This is a genomic window from Mesorhizobium sp. M1078 (genome assembly GCF_040318615.1).
Lineage (GTDB): Bacteria > Pseudomonadota > Alphaproteobacteria > Rhizobiales > Rhizobiaceae > Mesorhizobium.
Genome location: NZ_JAMYMP010000008.1, coordinates 128,169 through 147,100, shown reverse-complemented (window position 1 = coordinate 147,100; position 18,932 = coordinate 128,169). Strand labels below are relative to the sequence as shown.

The 18,932-nt window shown below is 62.9% G+C and carries 17 protein-coding genes and 1 tRNA gene; 14 read left to right on the top strand and 4 right to left on the bottom strand.

Going from position 1 to position 18,932, the window contains the following annotated elements; genetic code table 11:
* The first annotated feature begins 14 nt into the window (after positions 1-14).
* From NKH38_RS13845 to NKH38_RS13820, 6 genes are all read left to right on the top strand, one after another.
* Entirely contained in the window at positions 15-791 is a 777-nt protein-coding gene (locus NKH38_RS13845; protein WP_023700229.1) for a FadR/GntR family transcriptional regulator, read from the top strand.
* 23 nt (positions 792-814) lie between these two features.
* Positions 815-1,672 carry a 5-dehydro-4-deoxy-D-glucuronate isomerase gene (gene kduI, locus NKH38_RS13840; protein WP_352761124.1) on the top strand — a complete coding sequence of 286 codons (858 nt, stop codon included), beginning with the start codon at positions 815-817 and terminating at the stop codon, positions 1,670-1,672.
* Complete coding sequence (gene kduD, locus NKH38_RS13835; RefSeq protein ID WP_352761118.1) at positions 1,669-2,436, top strand: 2-dehydro-3-deoxy-D-gluconate 5-dehydrogenase KduD; 768 nt, start codon at positions 1,669-1,671, stop codon at positions 2,434-2,436. The genes kduI and kduD overlap by 4 nt, the downstream gene beginning before the upstream one ends.
* A gap of 10 nt (positions 2,437-2,446) precedes the next feature.
* Entirely contained in the window at positions 2,447-2,785 is a 339-nt protein-coding gene (locus NKH38_RS13830; protein WP_023668682.1) for a cupin domain-containing protein, read from the top strand.
* A 264-nt stretch (positions 2,786-3,049) separates the two neighbouring features.
* Positions 3,050-4,888 carry a DNA helicase RecQ gene (gene recQ, locus NKH38_RS13825; RefSeq protein ID WP_352761399.1) on the top strand — a complete coding sequence of 613 codons (1,839 nt, stop codon included), beginning with the start codon at positions 3,050-3,052 and terminating at the stop codon, positions 4,886-4,888.
* 357 nt (positions 4,889-5,245) lie between these two features.
* A complete protein-coding gene (locus NKH38_RS13820; RefSeq protein ID WP_352761112.1) occupies positions 5,246-5,437 on the top strand; it encodes a hypothetical protein in 192 nt (63 codons plus the stop codon).
* 769 nt (positions 5,438-6,206) lie between these two features.
* Here the strand turns inward: NKH38_RS13820 and NKH38_RS13815 are convergent.
* Positions 6,207-7,145 carry an AraC family transcriptional regulator gene (locus NKH38_RS13815; protein WP_352761107.1) on the bottom strand — a complete coding sequence of 313 codons (939 nt, stop codon included), beginning with the start codon at positions 7,143-7,145 and terminating at the stop codon, positions 6,207-6,209.
* Positions 7,146-7,271: 126 nt separating this feature from the next.
* On the opposite strand from NKH38_RS13815, the gene NKH38_RS13810 reads away from it, so the two are divergent.
* The gene (locus NKH38_RS13810; protein ID WP_352761102.1) at positions 7,272-8,165 is read left to right on the top strand and encodes an SDR family oxidoreductase; all 894 of its coding nucleotides are present in this window, start codon (positions 7,272-7,274) and stop codon (positions 8,163-8,165) included.
* A 279-nt stretch (positions 8,166-8,444) separates the two neighbouring features.
* Here the strand turns inward: NKH38_RS13810 and NKH38_RS13805 are convergent, their stop codons facing one another.
* A complete protein-coding gene (locus tag NKH38_RS13805; protein ID WP_352761097.1) occupies positions 8,445-9,491 on the bottom strand; it encodes a class I SAM-dependent methyltransferase in 1,047 nt (348 codons plus the stop codon).
* 267 nt (positions 9,492-9,758) lie between these two features.
* Here NKH38_RS13805 and NKH38_RS13800 point away from each other — a divergent pair, with 267 nt between their 5' ends.
* Positions 9,759-11,738, top strand: a complete 1,980-nt coding sequence (locus NKH38_RS13800; RefSeq protein WP_023824285.1) for a putative bifunctional diguanylate cyclase/phosphodiesterase — start codon at positions 9,759-9,761, stop codon at positions 11,736-11,738.
* A gap of 139 nt (positions 11,739-11,877) precedes the next feature.
* Here NKH38_RS13800 and NKH38_RS13795 read toward each other — a convergent pair.
* Positions 11,878-11,967, bottom strand: a tRNA-Ser gene (locus tag NKH38_RS13795).
* A gap of 368 nt (positions 11,968-12,335) precedes the next feature.
* Here NKH38_RS13795 and NKH38_RS13790 point away from each other — a divergent pair.
* The 3 genes from NKH38_RS13790 (at position 12,336) to NKH38_RS13780 (ending at position 14,132) form a co-directional block, all read left to right on the top strand.
* Positions 12,336-13,043, top strand: a complete 708-nt coding sequence (locus NKH38_RS13790) for a 50S ribosomal protein L21 (protein WP_352761087.1) — start codon at positions 12,336-12,338, stop codon at positions 13,041-13,043.
* 99 nt (positions 13,044-13,142) lie between these two features.
* Positions 13,143-13,412 carry a 50S ribosomal protein L27 gene (rpmA, locus tag NKH38_RS13785; RefSeq protein WP_015315190.1) on the top strand — a complete coding sequence of 90 codons (270 nt, stop codon included), beginning with the start codon at positions 13,143-13,145 and terminating at the stop codon, positions 13,410-13,412.
* A gap of 132 nt (positions 13,413-13,544) precedes the next feature.
* Complete coding sequence (locus tag NKH38_RS13780) at positions 13,545-14,132, top strand: GNAT family N-acetyltransferase (RefSeq protein WP_023700237.1); 588 nt, start codon at positions 13,545-13,547, stop codon at positions 14,130-14,132.
* 191 nt (positions 14,133-14,323) lie between these two features.
* Here NKH38_RS13780 and NKH38_RS13775 read toward each other — a convergent pair whose 3' ends face one another.
* Entirely contained in the window at positions 14,324-15,187 is an 864-nt protein-coding gene (locus NKH38_RS13775; RefSeq protein WP_352761076.1) for an endonuclease/exonuclease/phosphatase family protein, read from the bottom strand.
* 167 nt (positions 15,188-15,354) lie between these two features.
* On the opposite strand from NKH38_RS13775, the gene obgE reads away from it, so the two are divergent.
* The 3 genes from obgE to NKH38_RS13760 are packed head-to-tail and all read left to right on the top strand — an operon-like array spanning position 15,355 to position 18,857.
* Positions 15,355-16,386, top strand: coding sequence for a GTPase ObgE (gene obgE / locus NKH38_RS13770; protein ID WP_352761073.1), 1,032 nt, complete (start codon positions 15,355-15,357; stop codon positions 16,384-16,386).
* 2 nt (positions 16,387-16,388) lie between these two features.
* Positions 16,389-17,567 (top strand): glutamate 5-kinase, encoded by a 1,179-nt coding sequence (gene proB / locus NKH38_RS13765; RefSeq protein WP_352904344.1) that lies wholly within the window; start codon positions 16,389-16,391, stop codon positions 17,565-17,567.
* Positions 17,568-17,570: 3 nt separating this feature from the next.
* Entirely contained in the window at positions 17,571-18,857 is a 1,287-nt protein-coding gene (locus tag NKH38_RS13760; protein ID WP_352761067.1) for a glutamate-5-semialdehyde dehydrogenase, read from the top strand.
* Positions 18,858-18,932 lie beyond the last annotated feature (75 nt).

Below are 18,932 nucleotides of genomic sequence, written 5' to 3'. Positions count from 1 at the left end.
AACAGGGGTGCGATATGGCATCGGATAGCGCTGTCGATCTCAGGGTCGAGAGAAAACCCAAACTGTCGGAGACCGTCGTTGCGGCGATCCGCAAGCAATTGCAGGCGGGCGAGATCCTGCCCGGCCACAAATTGCCGACCGAGGGCCAGCTGACCGAGACCTTCGGCGTCAGCCGCACCGTCATCCGCGAAGCGCTGGCCAAGCTCGCCGCCGACGGGCTGGTCGAGGCGCGCCAGGGCGCCGGCGTGTTCGTCACCGAGCACATCTCAACGATGTTCGGCGCGCTCGCCGCCGATATGGGCAGCAAGGATTCCATCGCGCTCAATGTGCTCGAAGTGCGCCTGGCCGTCGAAATCGAATCGGCCGGGCTCGCCGCCATTCGCCGCAACGCCGCGCAGGAAGCGGCGATCCAGGAAGCCTTCTTCGAGTTCGAACGGCTGCTTCTCAACAGCGAGCCGACCGGTCCGGCCGATCTCGCCTTCCACCGGGCAATCGCCAGCGCCACCAACAACCCGTTCTATGTCGAGATGCTCGATGTGCTCGGACGCCGCGCCATTCCTTGCGACGTGACCTCGCCCTGGTCGACCGAACTGGTGCAATCCGACAGCTATCAGCGAGGGCTGCAACGCGAGCATCTGGTGATCCTGAATGCGATCACCTCAGGCGACGCCGAAGCCGCGCGCGAGGCGATGCGCGCTCATCTCACCGCCAGCCAAGAGCGCTACCGCGAGCGGCTGCACGCCCGCCAGGTCTACTACGCCGACTCGGTCAAGGCGTCGGCAACCAAATAGCCATTCATTCAGCTGGAGCAGCAATGACTCAAAGTCACCCGCATACCGATTTCACCTCGCGTTTCGCCATCGACCCGGTCGCCGCTGCTTCCATGGGCACCGACGAACTGCGTCACAATTTCCATATTGACGACCTGTTCCAGCCGGGACGCATAAGCCTGACCTACACCCATTATGACCGCATGATCGTTGGCGGCGCCGTGCCGGAAGGGACAGCGCTGCCGCTGGAGGCGATCAAGCCGACGGGGACCAAGAATTTTCTCGACCGCCGCGAGCTGATCATCGTCAATATCGGCGGCGCCGGCTCGGTGACGGCAAATGGCGAGACCCACCAGTTGCAGGCGCGTGACATGCTCTATCTCGGCATGGGCAGCACCGACGTGTCGTTCGCGTCGGCCGACGCGGGCGCACCGGCCAAATTCTACCTGCTCAGCGCGCCGGCGCATCATACCCATCCGAGCCGGCTGATCCGCATTGGCGATGCCAAGCGCCTCGATCTCGGCAGCAAGGAAACCTGCAACGAACGCTCCATCTTCCAGTTCATCCATGCCGATGGCGTCAAGACCTGCCAACTGGTGGTCGGTATGACCCAACTGGCGCCGGGCTCGGTGTGGAACACTATCCCTTGCCATGTGCATGACCGGCGCATGGAGGCCTATCTCTATTTCGACCTGCCGGAGACGGCGCGCGTCTTCCATTTCATGGGCGAGCCGGACGAAACGCGGCATCTGGTGATGGCTAACGAGGAGGCGGTGCTGTCGCCGGGCTGGTCGATCCATTCGGGGGCCGGCACCTCGAACTATGCCTTCATCTGGGCGATGGCCGGCGACAATGTCGACTACACCGATGTCGACCCGGTGCCGCTGGGTGAATTGCGTTGAGCGGCCCTTCCTCCTTCAGCCTGGCCGGCAAGCGTATCCTGGTCACCGGCGCGAACACCGGCATCGGCCAGGGCATCGCCGGCTCGATCGCGCGCGCCGGCGGCACCGTCATCGGTGTCGGCCGCTCGGCGATGGACGACACGGAAAGACAAGTCGCGGAAGCCGGTGGCCAGTTCGAGGCGGTGCGATGCGATCTTGCCGACCATGCGGCCGCCAAGGCGATGCTCGACCAGGTCTGGGAAAAGACCGGCCCGATCGACGGGCTGGTCAACAATGCCGGCATCATCCGCCGCGCCGATGCGGTCGATTTCTCCGAGGCCGACTGGGACGACGTCATCGACGTCAATCTGAAGACGCTATTCTTTCTCAGCCAGGGTTTTGCCAGACACGTGCTGGCCGATCCCGGGCGGCGCGGCAAGATCGTCAACATCGCCTCGGTGCTGAGTTTCCAGGGCGGCATCCGCGTCGCGTCCTATACCGCGTCGAAACATGGCGCGCTCGGCGTGACCCGGCTGCTTGCCTGCGAATGGGCGGCCAAAGGCATCAATGTCAATGCCATTGCGCCCGGCTATATTGAAACCAGCAACACCGAGGCGTTGCGCGCCGATCCCGACCGCAGTGCTGCCATCCTGGCGCGCATTCCGGCGGGACGTTGGGGCGGGCCGGAAGACATAGGCGATGCCGCCGTGTTCCTGCTGGCGCCAGCGTCCGACTATATGCATGGCGCGGTGGTTCCCGTGGACGGCGGCTGGCTGGCGCGATGAGGAGATGGTCATGATTGAAGCCAAGATTTTCGCACAGCCCGGCGAGAGCGCCTGGACGCCGACGCCGGACGGCAACAGGCGGCGCGTTCTCCTGCACACCGACGAACTGATGATGGTCGAGTTCGGTTTCGACAAGGGCGGCGTCGGCGCACTGCATTCGCACCCGCATGTCCAGGCCAGCTATGTCGCCGAAGGTCGCTTCGAGGTGACCATCGACGGCCGCACCGCGACCATCGAGACCGGCGGCAGCTTCATCGTGCCGTCCAATCTGGTGCACGGCGTCAAGGCGCTGGAGGCCGGGCGCCTGGTCGACAGCTTTACCCCGCACCGCGCCGATTTCCTGGCCTGAACCTTTTTCGGCAATTCCAGAAACAGGAAACCCGCGCCTCCTGGGGAGGCGCGGGCCGTTGCCTGTGCGCTCGTGGCGCAGCGGTACTCGAAACATCGCCGCAGGGTTGGACGGTGCCGCAACATGGTGAAGATAGGTTTAACGATGCCAATCAGGTCGATCGCCGGTGGGGTGTTGCTGCTGCTTGTTGTGGTCGCGCAGGGGCTGCGCTAATCGTTCTGTCCACGCCGCTGCTTCGGGCGGCCGATCGCAAAAACATCAGTGATGCAGATATCGACGACAAGCGTGCCGACGCACGATCCCAAACGGCGCGTCCTCAAGGACGTGTTCGGCTTCGACGATTTCCGTCCCGGACAGGCCGCGGTGATGGAGGCGCTGCTTGCCGGCCGTCATGTGCTGGCCGTCATGCCGACGGGTGCCGGCAAGTCGCTCTGCTATCAGGTCCCGGCGCTGGTCAAGGGCGGGCTGACCATCGTCGTTTCGCCGCTGGTGGCGCTGATGCAGGATCAGGTCGCGGCACTGCGCCTCGCCGGCGTCGCCGCCGATACGATCAATTCCTCGATCGACCGTGATGCCAATGTCGCGGCATGGCGCCGCGTCGCGTCGGGCCAGACGCGGCTGCTCTACCTCGCGCCGGAACGGCTGATGACCGAGCGGATGCTGGATGCGCTTGCCAGGCTCGATGTCAGCCTGATCGCCATCGACGAGGCGCATTGCATTTCGCAGTGGGGGCCGGCGTTCCGGCGCGAATATGAAGACCTGTCGCAGCTGCGTGGCATCTTTCCCGACGTACCGATCATTGCGGTGACGGCGACGGCGGACGAGACGACGCGGGCAGACATCGAGAGACGGCTGTTTGGCGGGCGTGTCGAAACGCAGGTGCTTGGCTTCGACCGGCCCAACATCAAGCTTGCCATCGAGCCCAAGCAGGACAGCAAGCGGCAGTTGCTCAACTTCATCGAGCGCCATCAGGGGCGCAGCGGCATCGTCTACTGCCTGTCGCGCAAGAAGACCGAAGAGATGGCGGCATTCCTCGAAAAGAACGGCGTGACCGCGCTCGCCTATCACGCCGGGATGAGCAAGGAGGCGCGTGATGCCAACCAGAACGCCTTCATGACCCTGTCGGGCGTCGTCATGGTGGCGACCATCGCCTTCGGCATGGGGATCGACAAGCCTGATGTCGCCTATGTCTTCCACACCGACCTGCCGGGCAGCCTCGAAGCCTATTACCAGGAAATCGGCCGCGCCGGTCGCGACGGCCGGGCGGCGGAGGCGCATATGCTTTACGGCCTTGGCGACATCCGCATGCGCCGCATGTTCATCGACGACGAGGACGCCGCTGTCGAACACAAGCGCCGCTCGCATGGCCGGCTCGATACGCTGATCGGCTATTGCGAGACGGCCGAGTGCCGCCGCCAGGTGCTGCTCGGTTATTTCGGTGAAGAGGCGGTCCCTTGCGGCAATTGCGACAATTGCCTGGAACAGGCGCCGCGCGCCGACGGCACCGCCGAGGCGCGCCTCATCCTGGCGGCCGTGGCGCAGAGCGGCGAGCGCTTCGGCGCCGGCCATGTCATCGACATCCTGATCGGCCACGAGACTGAAAAGATCGCGGCAAGGGGGCATCACAGGCTGGCAGCCTTCGGCAATGGCGCCGCGCACAAGAAGGATTTTTGGCAATCTATGATTCGCCAGCTGGTCGCGAACGGTTTCCTGATGCCGGACCCGGCCGGCCATGGCGGGTTGGCCATCGCGGACAAGGGCCACGCACTCGGCCGGGGCGAGGTGCCGTTCCAGTATCGGGTCGAGATGCGCACGCGCGCCGCGCGCCGCGCGGCTCATGCCGGGCAGAGCCCTCAGAGCGAAAATGTAGATGCGTCGCTGCTCGCGACGCTGAAGACGCTGCGGCTGCGTCTGGCCAAGGAACGCCAGGTGCCGGCCTATGTGGTGTTTTCGGATCGTACACTGATCGACATGGCCGAGCGTCGTCCGCAAGACCTCGACGATTTCGCCGGGGTCAACGGCGTAGGTGCGGCCAAGCTCAAGGAGTTCGGCAAGGCTTTTCTGAGCGCCATTGCCGCGCACTTTTCCGAGGCGTCAGGCTGAGAGGCTTTTGCTGGACCAAAGCCCGATCGGCATCAGTACGCCTTCAACTTGCCCGCCCGCTTATCCTTTCATTTGGGCGCTACCCTGCCGTAGGGGAATGGCCTTCCAAATTGTATGGAACCGTGACGACAACACACATTCCTGAATCTATGCGGTCGATTCTTCGGATGTAGCCGTGACTATGGAAACCCGCTGTTGCGCGCGGAAGGCGGTTTTCTCGGCCTTGGAGACGCTACGTCGGCAGCTGCTATCCGCTGACCCGAATGGTATGATTCAGACCATCTTTGTTGTTGAAAACCCGCTTTCGACGGGCGTATAGCACTCGCCGTTACCATTGCTCTTCGTAGGGAGGCTGTGATGGATAACGTGGTACCAATCCGCAAAGCATTGCCTTGCGTGGAAGTGGTCGAAGCCGGCGGCGGATGGTCCGTTCCTGTGGCCAAGGAAGACCAGGAAATTACCCGATCATTCGTGATTGAACCGTTTGCGCTGTCCTATGCTGAGGGCCAGCGGATACGCCTGCATCACGACAAGTTCGTTCGTCTGTAGAGAGGCTAAGCCCGATGAAAGACCGGTGGGAACCTGACCACCAGTTCATTGAAAGCGCCCGCCGTAGCCAGCTCCGAGCGGAGAGCCAACTGGACTCCCTGCAATCGACCATCGCCGAAACGCGCCGCGTCCTAGAGGCTTCACGGAAGCTCTTGGAAAAGATTGCCGAGCGGGAACACCATACCCAGCCATAGGGAATGGCCGGTGCAGGTTGGGCATGCTTGTGGGGCTTCACCGCACCGGCCACTGCGGGAAGATATGAGGCCCCCCGCGCCGCCTAAGATATAGGCATATTAGCAATCGCGCAATTAACCCTATTGCGCTACCCAGCCGTAGAGGCAAGGAAATCGGAGAAGTTGGTGCCGGTTAACCGCCAGCACGCGAGCAAGTCATTCTGAAAGCATGAAAAACGCGATTTTGCTCGTGCCAATTGAGCGTCTGAAATCTAGTTCCTGCTGCCGATTATCCCTAAGTTAACTGGAATACTTATATCCCCGAAGGGTTGCGAATCAGTCGATTGTCAAGCGCATGCCATGGAGCAAGCAAGGGATCGATTTGAGCAGAAGGGCCGCAGCGGTCGAAGCGCGCCGGGAAATCCGAGCGGCTTCGGCAATTGTCCGCTCTGGCTCGCCCGCTACAACTCGACTCGCGCAGTGTGGACGAAATCACCGGCCATGTGGACGAGAACAATCTGGCGATGTCGTTCACCGAGTTTCGTTCGCGCTACAGCCTCTAAGGGCAAGGTGATCAAGGCGCTCGGATCGCCGCCTCAGGCGGCTTCGCGTTCGGCCTGCGCAGTCAGGTCCGGCTCCCGGCGGCTGTACTGCCGCGGCGAACAGCCCATGACGCGCTTGAATGCCGTGCTGAAGGCGCTTTCGGATTCGTAGCCGAGCGCCAGCGCGATGACGGAAACCGGATCGCCGGAATGCATCAGCCTGTCGCCGGCCAGCATCATGCGCCAGCGCGTCAGATAATCCAGGGGTGAGGCCCCGACCGTCTGCTTGAATCTGAGCGCAAAAGTCGATCGCGACATGCCGGCGCGCTCCGCCAGTTGCTGCAATGTCCAGCCATGCGCCGGGTCCTCGTGCATGGCGCCGATCGCCGCGCCGATCTGCCTGTCGGTCAGTGCGAACAGCCAGCCGACATTGCCTTGCGCGGTCATATGCAGGCGCAAGGCCTCGATCATGATCATGTGGGCGAGGTGCTCGACGATGAGAAAGCCGCCGGGACGCCGCTGGCGCAATTCCTGCATCATCCGCTCCACCGGCCAGCGAAGCGCCGAATGGTCGCTCTCGCCGCGGATGTGGACGATGGGCGGCAGCATCCGCAAGAGGATGCCGGCATGGTCGCCGGACAGCGTGAAGCGACTGCTGACCAGGAGGAAATCGCCGCCGCCATTATGGACGGTGATGCCGCCGGTCCGCGCCGGTGAAAAGATCGTTCGCGCATCGACCGTCGGCAGGCCGAGATCGCTGGCAAGGCGGAAAGGCCGGCCGCGCGGCAACAGGAAGCAGTCGCCCACGTCCAGCCGCACCGCGTCAGGGACGCCCTCGACCGACAGCCAGCATCGGCCGGACACCACGGCGCCGCATTTGATGGCGGCCTGCTGGTCAGGAAACTGGATCGCCCAGTCGCCACCGGTTTCCAGCCCAGCCGACAGGTAATTGCGCGGCTTCAGTAGCGACAGCACGTCTGACAGCGGATCCATGAGCGTTCTCGGACGATTGCGAAGATATCTCGGATTTTACACTATAGATCGTATGATCTCAAACTTCTATCTCCTTCGCAACGGGCTGCCTGTACGGCCCTCGACAACAACCAAGGAGAAATCATCATGCGTGTGTTCGTTACCGGGGCTACCGGTTTTGTCGGTTCGGCTGTTGTGCGGGAATTGCTCGGGGCGGGCCATCAGGTGCTTGGCCTCGCGCGGTCGGAAGCAGGTGCGGAGTCGATCGTGGCCGCGGGTGCCGAGGCGCATCGCGGCGATATCGAGGATTTCGACAGCCTGCGCAGCGGCGCTGCCCAATCGGATGGCGTCATCCACACGGCCTTCAACCACGACTTTTCGAGATTCGCCGCCAGTTGCGCAGTTGACCAGCGCGCCATCGAAACGCTCGGCGCGGCGCTCGAGGGTTCCGAGCGGCCGCTGCTTGTCACCTCCGGCCTCGCCGGTTTTGCGCAGGGAAGGCCGGCAACCGAAGACGACAAACCCGCGCCTCCATCGGCCGCCATGCCGCGCGCTTCGGAAGCAACGGCCGTGGCGCTCGCAGCGCGCGGGGTGCGCGCATCGACGGTGCGGCTGGCGCCGACCGTCCATGGCGAGGGCGATCACGGTTTCGTGCCGATGCTGATTGCCATTGCGCGTGAAAAGGGCGTCTCGGCCTATGTCGGCGACGGCGCAAATTGCTGGGCGGCGGTGCACCGGTTCGACGCCGCCACCCTGTACAGGCTGGCGGTGGAGAAGGGGGCGGGCGGCGTCAGCTATCATGCGGTTGCCGAACAGGGCGTGGCGAGCAAAGAGATCGCCGAGATCATCGGCCGCCGGCTCGGCCTGCCGGTCGTTTCCATAGGCCCCGAGGACGCGGCTGCGCATTTCGGCTTTCTCGGGCATTTCATCGGCAGGGACTTGTCGGCGTCAAGTGAGCAGACCCGCACTGCGCTGGGATGGCAGCCGACCGGGCTTGGGCTCATCGCCGATCTCGACCGTCCCGGCTATTTTGCGAGCTGAATGGGATCAGGGCCAGTCGCGTTGCATTGCACGACCGACAGCCTGGCGATCAGCGGCAGTGCCAGCAACACGGCCACACGCAGCCCGCCGAGCGGGCAGCACCGTCGTGCTGCTGGAACCGCCGCCACATCTGTATGGAGGCAAGCAGAACGAACACGGCGTAGGCCGCCCGCAGCCCGGACGACCTGCTCGCCCGTCGCCGGAAAGCCGGCGAAGGCATGGCCTCGTCATGGCAGACCTACCTTGTTACGGGGATGCGCGCGCGATTCCCGCGCCTAGTTAGAGATCGCTCTTCCTCACCTTGCCGTAAACGATATTCCGGTTCGAGCCATAGTAGACTTTCGCGTCGAAAGGACTCCCGCCGAGGGCGGCATTGATGATGTCCCACATATCGTCGGCCGAACGTAGGATGAGCGGCCAATCCATGAAAGTCTCCATGTAACCATCCGTCGTTATCTCGTCGCTGAAATTGGCAAACAGGAATTCGCCACCGGGCTTGACGAGTTCCATGGCTCTTTGAAGCAGGCGGACGCCGATGGCACGCGGCAGGTAATCGTAAAGCCCCGATGCGTAGACTAGATCGAATGTGCCAAGGGCGTAGGCGCGGCGCAGGATGCCGCGTACGGAACCCTGGACTGCCTCGACTGCCGTGCCGGCAAAGTCGTGGTTCACCGTGGCTACGCTGACGGGGTCCTGATCCAGGCCGATCCAACGCTGCAGTTTATGCCTGGCCAACGCGTCGGAGCGTTCGGCTTCCCTGAGGTGGCCGCAGGCAATCGCCAGCACCTCAGCCTTTTCCACACTGCTGGCCGTCTCGTCCACGGTCCTGGCCAGAATATCCCGCCGCTCGCGCCCCGCCACCGAACTGGCAGCTTCACTGGTGTACGCATAGATTTGCCGACCAAGTAAGGTCGACGAGGCCACGATCTCGTCGGCGATCGGATGCTTGTAGTAAATATCCAGCAGGCCTGCATCGCCCGAATACCCGCGCGGTTTTTCGACCGACCACCGCGTGAACGGGTCCTGGAGCAAATATTCCGCAACCCGATGCTGCTGAGCCAAAGGAACGAGTTTCTGCCAAACCGCGGGAGCAACCTGCCGGCGGAGCTTGTGGAGTCGCCCCGCCAAACGATGGACAATGGGGGCGGCCGGTTTGTGTCGCGCAAAGGCTTGATGAGCAAGGTCCAGTATCAGGGCGAGCTGGGCCGTGCTGTCCCTCAACTCGTCGGAGTCAGCTGCCTCTTCGGAGGTCGCAACATGTTTCTTCATCAGCCTGGTGGTGACCAGGCTGTATTGGTCGAGCTGCAGTTTTGGCTTGATAGGCATGCCGTTTACTCTCCGGTTACCGCCCCGGTCCCCGGCCAGCAGCATAGGTGCGCCGCCAACCAATGCTAACAATTTTAATAAAATTTTAATAAAATTTTAGTCGATGGAGCGGCCATCAATTCTGCAAAACTGGCTAAATCCGAACCACCCGTTTACCCTCGGTTAGTGACATCTGACTTTTCCTGCGGACAGGGGCGTCTTCATTCCCCGACCGCAGGCGACGTCGGCTGTTGCATTCGCTACTGCAGATCGCGGAGGAGCGTTGCGATGCAACTGAGCGAGGACGTTGCCCACAAGGTGGCGGCAGCGATTGGACGTCCGCGGTGGCATTCCGCCGATCCGGAACTGCTGGCACTGTTCCTGCAGAAGGATGCCGATGAGAATCGCAGTCTTGTGCGATGGGGTATTGCGGCTGCTGTATTCAGCTATGTGGCCTATGGCCTTTTCGATTGGTTTCTTTTTCCGGATATCGCCGGCCGGCTTGTTTTGACGCGCGTTACGCTAGGGATCACTTCCCTTGCGCTTGTCGAATTTGTCGCCCGACGGGGCTTTGCCCTTGCCACCTTGCACCTTGTAGCAGCGCTGGCGATTGTATCCGGTGCCCTTGGGTGGCTCGTCTCCGCTGTTGGAACAGAGCATCAGGATGCCCTCTCCCATTTCATGGTTTTTGGCACCGTGTTCATCCTGGGTGCGAATCTGTTCTTCAACTTCCGTTTTTGGCTTTCAGCCCTTGCCTCCGCGACGGTCGCCGCAAGCTTTGTGTACGCCGCGATGTTCTCCCTTCAGGCCGACATCGCCGGTCGGGTCGTGTTGTCGGCCTATTTCGTGAACTGCCTCGTCTTGTCGCTTTATCTTTCGTGGCGGCTGAGCCTGGAGCGTTACCAGACCTTCCTGCACGCGCTTCGGGCACAATTCCAGGAGCAGGCTGCTATCAAGAAGGGGCAAAAGCTAACCGAAATCGCCGACACCGATCCGCTCACGGGAATGAAGAACCGCAGGGCGATCATTCGAGAATTCTCGGAGCTGCGCGAAGACTGGGCCGCGGACGACGACGAGATAGGGCTCATTCTGATCGACGTCGACTACTTCAAAAGGTTCAATGACGGACTTGGTCATCAGGCCGGCGACGATTGCCTGATCAAACTCGCCCATGTCCTTTCCGAGATGGCGGCTGCCAACAACGCCATCGCGGCCCGCTATGGCGGAGAAGAATTCGTCATTCTCTGCAAGGTCACCGGGCGGGCTCACCTTCATGAGATAACGAAGAAATTCTGTCGCGCTGTAGAGGATTTGGATATTTACCACCCTGATCGGGGCGACAAGCTCAACATCGTCACGATCAGTGCCGGGGCGTCGTTGACGCGCGCCGATCAGAGCATAGAGCTTAGAATCCTGCTGCAGGAAGCTGACCGCGCACTCTACGCGTCCAAGTTTGCCGGTCGGGCTACGTTCACGATTTACGACCCGCACGCCACCAGCCAGGATCGCTCCGGCGAAAATCTTTCAGAACTGCTGAAGGTGGCAGTTTCCAACCAGCTCGTTTCTGTCGCTTACCAGCCAATTCGCGAGCTGGCGTCGGGACGCGTGCTGGGCCACGAGAGTCTGATGCGGGTATGCGACTTCGACGGCACCATGATCAGTCCGTCCGTATTCATACCCGTTGCCGAGCAGACCGGAGCGATCGTGGAGCTGGGTACATGGCTGATCGATCGAGCCTGCGGTGACATGGCGGAATACGGATTGGGCTCGGTCGTGACGGTGAACGTATCCGTTCTTCAGCTCAAGGCTCCCAACTTTTCACTCCGGATCACCGAAATCCTTGGCAGGCACGGCCTTGCGCCCCAGAAACTGGCCATCGAAATCACCGAAGGCAGTGACATCTTTCTGGAGGCGCAAGCGGTCAGAAACGTGGAGCGGCTGCGAAAACTCGGCGTTCAGATCTGGCTGGACGACTTCGGAACGGGATTTGCCGGCTTGACATGGCTCCGCCGCTTCAAATTCGACGTGGTCAAGATTGATCGCAGCTTCCTCCACGATTGCCAGACGTCTCGTGGCTTGAGCCTGTTGCGGGACATGGTCGGGCTGCTTCGCAATCTCGGCCATGTCGTGCTCGCCGAGGGCGTCGAAACGGAGGAGCAGTACATATTGCTGCAGCGCCTGGGGGTAAATTTGATGCAGGGCTTCCTCACCGGGCATCCAGTCCCGATCGAAGAGGTAAACCAAATGAGGCAAGGCCTCGTTGCCTAGCGGCAGCCCCTTCGCTGAAGCTTCGGAGGGCATCCTGCTTCGTTCCGGTCCCCTACGCTACTTCGTAGCTTCGGGCGACACTCCTACGCCCAGATGCGGTTCCGGGTGGCCTGCCACCCGAAGCCCGCAGGGCGTAGGGTGGCGGAGAGGGAGGGATTCGAACCCCCGATGGGCTTGCACCCATGCCGCATTTCGAGTGCGGTGCATTCGACCACTCTGCCACCTCTCCGCGGTCATGGTCCGCCGTTGCCGGCGCGGCGCACTAGATAACGGCTGGGCGGGCAGGTTACAAGGCCAAATCCGCGGGGGAATTCAGCTTCCTGTGCGGGCTCTGTCTGGAGGGCTGCGTTGCGGCCACGTCGGCAGATGGGGCCAACCGGTCCTCGACCGGAGAGATCGGGGGCGGCAAGGAGGCGGCGTGGCCAAGGATTCCGCCCGTTTGCCTTGACTCGTACCGAACCTTCGGTTAGGGGAAGCGCGCAATCGGCGTGGAGGGTTCTTCCACGCCGCTTGTTTTTCGAACCCGCAGACTGACAAAAGACGGCCGAACCGCGTGACGCGGCTCATCGAGGCCGACCGAACAGCGAAAGGCAAAAAATGTTCGCAGTCATTAAAACGGGCGGTAAGCAGTATCGCGTTGCCGCCAACGATCTCCTGAAGATCGAGAAGCTCGAAGCCAATGTCGGCGATATCGTCGAAATCGGCAGCGTCCTCGCCCATGGCGAAGGCGAAAATGTCACCTTCGGCGCCCCGTTCGTCGATGGCGCTCTGGTCACGGCGGAAGTCGTCGAGCAGGGCAAGAACCGCACCGTCATCGCTTTCAAGAAGCGCCGCCGGCAGAATTCGCGCCGCAAGATCGGCCACCGCCAGCTTCTGACCACCGTGCGGATCGCCGAGATCCTGCTGGGTGGCGCCAAGCCTTCCAAGAAGGCCGCAGCCAAGGTGGAAGCCAAGGAAGTCAAGGCTGACGTAGCGCCCGAGGCGAAGGCTGAGGCCGCGCCGAAGGAAGCCAAGGCGAAGAAGGGAGCCAAAGCCGAGGCTGCTCCGAAGGATGAAGCCAAGACGGAGACCGCCGTCGCCGCGCCGCTGTTCAAGGCGCCGAAGGGCGAGCCGGACGATTTGGCCGTGATCAAGGGCATCGGCCCGGTTGCCGCCGGCCAGCTGCACGAGCAGGGCATCACCACCTTCGCCCAGCTTGCCAAGCTGTCGGACAAGGACGTGGCCAAGATCGACGCGCACATGCCCTTCAGCACCGACCAGATCAACGACTGGCGCGAGCAGGCCAAGGAACTGGCGAAGAAGTAAAACGAACCGGCGACAAGGTCGCCGGATCGGACTTGAAACGGAACGCGAACGCGTTCATAAGACCATTCAAGCGCCCCAGGGCGCATCGGAGTTAGTTAGATGGCACACAAGAAAGCTGGCGGCTCGTCGCGCAACGGTCGCGACTCGCATTCCAAGCGTCTGGGCGTGAAGAAGTTCGGCGGCGAAGCCGTCATCCCGGGCAACATCATCATCCGTCAACGCGGCACCACCTGGCATCCCGGCGTCAATGTCGGCATGGGCACGGACCACACCCTTTTTGCGCTCGAGACCGGCGCAGTCACCTTCAACAAAAAAGCCAACGGCCGAACCTACGTATCGGTCAACCCGATTACCAAAGCCGCGGAGTAGCCGGTTCCGCACTATAAAACCGGCGCCCATCTCGGGAACCGGTGTCTGGCCAAACCAGTGAATGGAGCCAGGAAAAGGATCAGGGGAGATGGGTTTTCCATCTCCCCTTTTTTCTTGCCTGGAGGACGTCGAATGGTTGCCGAAGCGGAAGACACCGAGGACGAAAGTTACGCGATAGACTGCCCGGTGCTGGCCACGGAGCGGCTGGTGATGCGCGCTCCCTGCGAAGCCGATATCGCCCAACTGGTCGAGCTTGCCGACAACCGTCATGTCGCCGAGATGCTGGCCCGCATGCCGCACCCCTATGGCGAGGCCGAGGCACGCGCCTTCCTGGCTATGACGAGATCGCGCCGGGCCGGCATCGCCTATGCGCTGACGCTGGCCAGTACCGACATTTTCGTCGGCTGCGCCGGCCTCAACATGACCGACCGCGGGCTGGAGCTCGGCTACTGGATCGGCGAGCCCTACTGGAAGCGCGGCTATGCGACGGAGGCCGCGCACGCGTTGGTCGACCTCGCCTTCCAACGGACCTCGATCCAGGTGCTGCAGGCTTCGACGCGGGTGATCAATCCGGCCTCGCGCCGCGTCATCCACAAATGCGGCTTCCAGTATGCCGGCCAGGGCATGCTGAACTCGATCGTCGCCGGCCAGGTGCCGGTCGAGCGGTACCGGCTGGACAGAAAGACCTGGATCAGTCTTCGAAACTGGGTGCATTTCTAGGTGTTTTGATATTCAGGTGAGGCCGGCCTGCAAACGCGGGTTTATGCGCTTCCGGTGCACGTACTTAAGTACGCTCCGCTCCGGTTCTCGAAAACCAGTGTTTTCGGCTCGGTCTGACCTGAATCTCAACACACCTAGCGCGTGCCTCCAAACGACAGGTTTGGCAACGTTGGTTGTGGATCGGACTCAACTCAGCCCATCTCGACCCAAATCGGGAGATGGTCCGAACCGACCGCTTGACGGTCGACCCACAGGCGCTTCAGCGATCCGGCGAGCGAGGCCGAGGTGAAGATGTAGTCTATGCGCTTGTGGCGGCTTGTGTCTTCGGGTCGCGTGGGATCGACCCAGGTGACGACGTCTGGTGTGTTCAGGCGCTGGGCGACGTCGACGGCGAGATCGGCGGTCAGCGGCATGCCGAATTCATGGTCCGGGCGGCCGACGAGTTCGACATATTCGGGCGAGCCGGGCAGCATGTTGAAGTCGCCCATGACGATGAAGGCTTCGGGATAGGGCAGGTCCGGCAGGCCGATCTCGGGAATGCCGGAGAGGCCGCCGCCCTCGAAGGCATAGTTCAACAGGCGCTGGCGCAGGAACCGGATCTGGCTGGCGCGTTCAACCGGACTGCGATGGTCGAGATGCGTGGAATAGAAGCGGATGAAGCCGAGCGGGGTCTCGACCAGCGCCTCGAGTGCGCCGCGCTGGAAGTTCATCGCCTCAAGGCTGCGGCTGCGCGGCAAAAGCAGATTGCGCGACAGATGGATCGGTGTCTTCGACAGCACCATGTTGCCGAGCTGGAAAGTGGTGGTGATGGCGCGGCCGGCCTCCAGGCGCGAGCCGACATTGACCTCGAAATTGCTGCCGTAGGCGGCAAAATATTCGGGCAGCGCCTCGCCGATCTCGGCGACCATGTCGCGGTTGCCGTTCCTCGGATTGTTGCGGGTCACTTCCTGCAGCGCGATCACATCGGCGCCGCGAACCGCCGCGGTGATGCGGCCGAGATCGTAGAGGCCATCCAGACCGATACCGTACTGGATGTTGTAGCTTACAACCTTCATTCCCGCGCCCCTCAAGCTCCGTCCGCGAACACTGCTACCGCGTCCCCGGCAAAAGGGCATCCGGCGCTTTAGTCGCAAAACGGCCTCGCCCTTGGCCGCGCCTTGGTTTAGAGCAAGGCGCAAGATCTAAAGCAAAGCCGCAAGGCCAACAGAAACTGCGTAGTCCAATGAAATTTCTCGATCAAGCCAAGGTTTATATCCGCTCCGGCGACGGTGGCGCCGGCTCTGTGTCGTTCCGGCGCGAAAAATTCATCGAGTTCGGCGGCCCGGATGGCGGCGACGGTGGCCGCGGCGGCGATGTCTGGCTGGAAGCGGTCAATGGGCTGAACACGCTGGTCGACTATCGCTACCAGCAGCACTTCAAGGCCAAGACCGGTGTCCACGGCATGGGCCGCAACATGACCGGCGCCAAGGGCGCCGATGTGACGCTCAAGGTGCCGGCCGGAACCCAGGTGTTTGCCGAGGACAATGAGACGCTGATCTGCGACCTGACCGTGGTCGGCCAGCGCTTCCTGCTGGCCAAGGGCGGCAATGGCGGTTTCGGCAACCAGCATTTCAAGACCTCGACCAACCAGGCGCCTCGCCGCGCCAATCCGGGCCAGCCCGGCGAAGAGATGAATGTCTGGCTGCGGCTGAAGCTGATTGCCGACGCCGGCCTGGTCGGGCTGCCCAATGCCGGCAAGTCGACTTTTCTGGCAACCGTCACCGCAGCCAAGCCAAAGATCGCCGACTACCCCTTCACCACGCTGCATCCAGGTCTCGGCGTTGCCCGCATCGATGCGCGCGAATTCGTCATCGCCGACATTCCGGGCCTCATCGAGGGCGCGCATGAGGGTGTCGGCATCGGCGACCGGTTCCTCGGCCATGTCGAGCGCACGCGTGTGCTTTTGCATCTGGTTTCGGCGCAGGAGGAAAATCCGGGCAAAGCCTATAAGACCGTGCGCGCCGAGCTCGACGCCTATGGCAATGGGCTGATCGAGAAGGTCGAGATCGTCGCGCTCAGCCAGGTCGATATCCTAGATGCCGATGAGCGCAAGAAGAAGGTTGCGTCGCTCAAACGCGCTGCCGGCCGCGCGCCGATGCTGCTGTCGGCGGCCACCGGCGAGGGCGTCGAAGCGGTGCTGCGCGCGCTGATGGCGGTTGTCGGCGAAGCGCGCGACAGGGCTGCCGCTCCCGTCGAGACCCGCTGGGACCAATAGCGATGACGGCGCAATCGCTGACAAAATACCGGCGCATCACAGTCAAGATCGGTTCGGCCTTGCTGGTCGACCGCACCAGCGGCCTGAAGCGCGACTGGCTTGCCTCGCTTGCCGAGGATATTGCGGTGCTCGCCAATGGCGGCGCCGAGATCCTGGTCGTATCGTCCGGCGCCATTGCGCTCGGCCGCACCATTCTCGGTCTCGGCAAACGGGCGCTGAAGCTGGAAGAAAGCCAGGCGGCTGCGGCCGTCGGCCAGATCGCGCTGGCCGGCGCGTGGTCGGATGCGCTGGGCAAGGGTTCGCTGAAATCGGGCCAGATCCTGCTGACGCTGGGCGACACCGAAGAGCGCCGCCGCTATCTGAATGCCCGCGCGACGATCTCGACGCTGCTCAAGATGAAGGCGGTGCCGGTCATCAATGAGAACGACACGGTGGCGACCTCCGAAATCCGCTATGGCGACAATGACCGGCTGGCGGCCCGGGTGGCGACGATGATGGGCGCCGACCTGCTTGTGCTGCTCTCCGACATTGACGGGCTCTATACGGCGCCGCCGGCGCGCGATCCCGATGCAAAATTCATTCCGGTGGTCGACCGCATCACGCCCGATATCGAGGCTATGGCCGGGGCGGCCGCATCCGAACTGTCGCGCGGCGGCATGCGCACCAAGCTCGATGCCGGCAAGATCGCCACCGCCGCCGGCACCGCCATGATCATCACCTCGGGCACCAGGCTGTCGCCACTGATGGCGATCGAGCGTGGCGAGCGCGCCACCTTCTTCAGGCCGAGCGCCAATCCGGTGAAAGGCTACAAGACCTGGATCGCCGGCCAGCTCGAACCGGCCGGGCGGCTCACCGTCGACGCCGGCGCCATCGGTGCGCTGCTGTCCGGCAAATCGCTGCTGCCGGCGGGCGTCAGGCTGGTCAGCGGCAATTTCTCGCGCGGCGACACGGTGGCGATCCTGTCGCCCGAAGGGCGCGAGATCGCGCGCGGGCTGGTTGCCTATGATGCCGCCGATGCCGTAAGGATCGCAGGCCTGAAGACCACCGAGATCGAATCCGTGCTCGGCTACGAGGCGCGCTCGGCGATGATTCACCGCGACGATCTGGTAGTGAGCGATCCGGGTGACCAGATACGGGCTGCCGGCCAGGTATGGGCCGGGGGCGAGGTAAGCGGAGGATGAGACATGCCGAAGTTGCATGAACAATCCGGGGATGACACCGTCGCGCTGATGGCTGATATCGGCCGCCGCGCCCGCGCGGCCGCCCGACCGTTGGCGATTGCGACCGCCGCCGCCAAGAATGCCGCACTCGTCGCCATGGCCGACGCGATCATTTCGCGTGAGCAGGACATTCTCGACGCCAACGCCATCGATGTCTCGAATGGCCACGAATCGGGATTGTCCGGCTCGTTCATGGACCGGCTGAAGCTCGATCCGGCGCGCACCCGTGCCATGGCGGATGGCATCCGTGAAATCGCCGAGCTCAGGGACCCCGTCGGCGATGTGATCGCGGCCTGGGATCGCCCCAACGGCCTGCAGATCGAGCGCGTGCGCACGCCGCTCGGCGTTGTCGGCGTCATTTATGAAAGCCGGCCGAATGTGACGGCGGATGCCGGCGCACTCTGCCTCAAGGCCGGCAATCCGGTGATCCTGCGCGGCGGCTCGGACTCGCTCAATTCGTCCGCCGCCATCCATGCCTGCCTGGTCGAGGGGTTGAAGGCCGCCGGCCTGCCCGAAGACGCCATCCAGTTGGTGCCGACCACTGACCGCGCCGCCGTCGGTGAGATGCTGAAAGGGCTTTCCGGCAATCTCGACGTCATCATTCCGCGGGGCGGCAAGAGCCTGGTCGGGCGCGTCCAGAGCGAGGCGCGGGTGCCGGTCTTTGCCCATCTTGAAGGCATCTGCCATCTCTACATCGACCGCTCGGCCGATCTCGACATGGCGGTCAGGATCGCCGTCAACGCCAAGATGCGGCGCACCGGTGTCTGTGGCGCTGCAGAGACTTTGCTGGTCGACCGCGCGGTGGCCTCCACGCATCTGGTGCCGATCCTCGACGCGCTACGCGCCGCCGGCTGCGAGATCCATGCCGATCAGGAAGTGATGAAGCTGTTCTTCGACGCCAAGCCGGCGACCGATGCCGACTGGGTGACCGAATATCTCGAGGCCATCATCGCGGTAAAGCTGGTAGACGGAATTGCCGGTGCCATCGACCATATCGAGACGTTCTCCTCACACCACACCGAGGCGATCATCGCCGAGGATACCAAAGTGGTCGAGCGGTTCTTCAACGAGATCGACTCGGCGATCCTTTTGCACAATGCCTCGACGCAGTTCGCAGATGGCGGCGAGTTCGGCATGGGCGCCGAGATCGGCATCGCCACCGGCAAGATGCATGCGCGCGGACCGGTTGGCGTCGAACAGCTGACCTCGTTCAAATACCGCGTGCGCGGGTCGGGACAGGTGAGGCCTTGACGTTTTTTGCCCAAGGGGCCTGAAAGCTTGCGCCCAGCCACCCCCCTCTGCCCTGCCGGGCATCTCCCCCTCAAG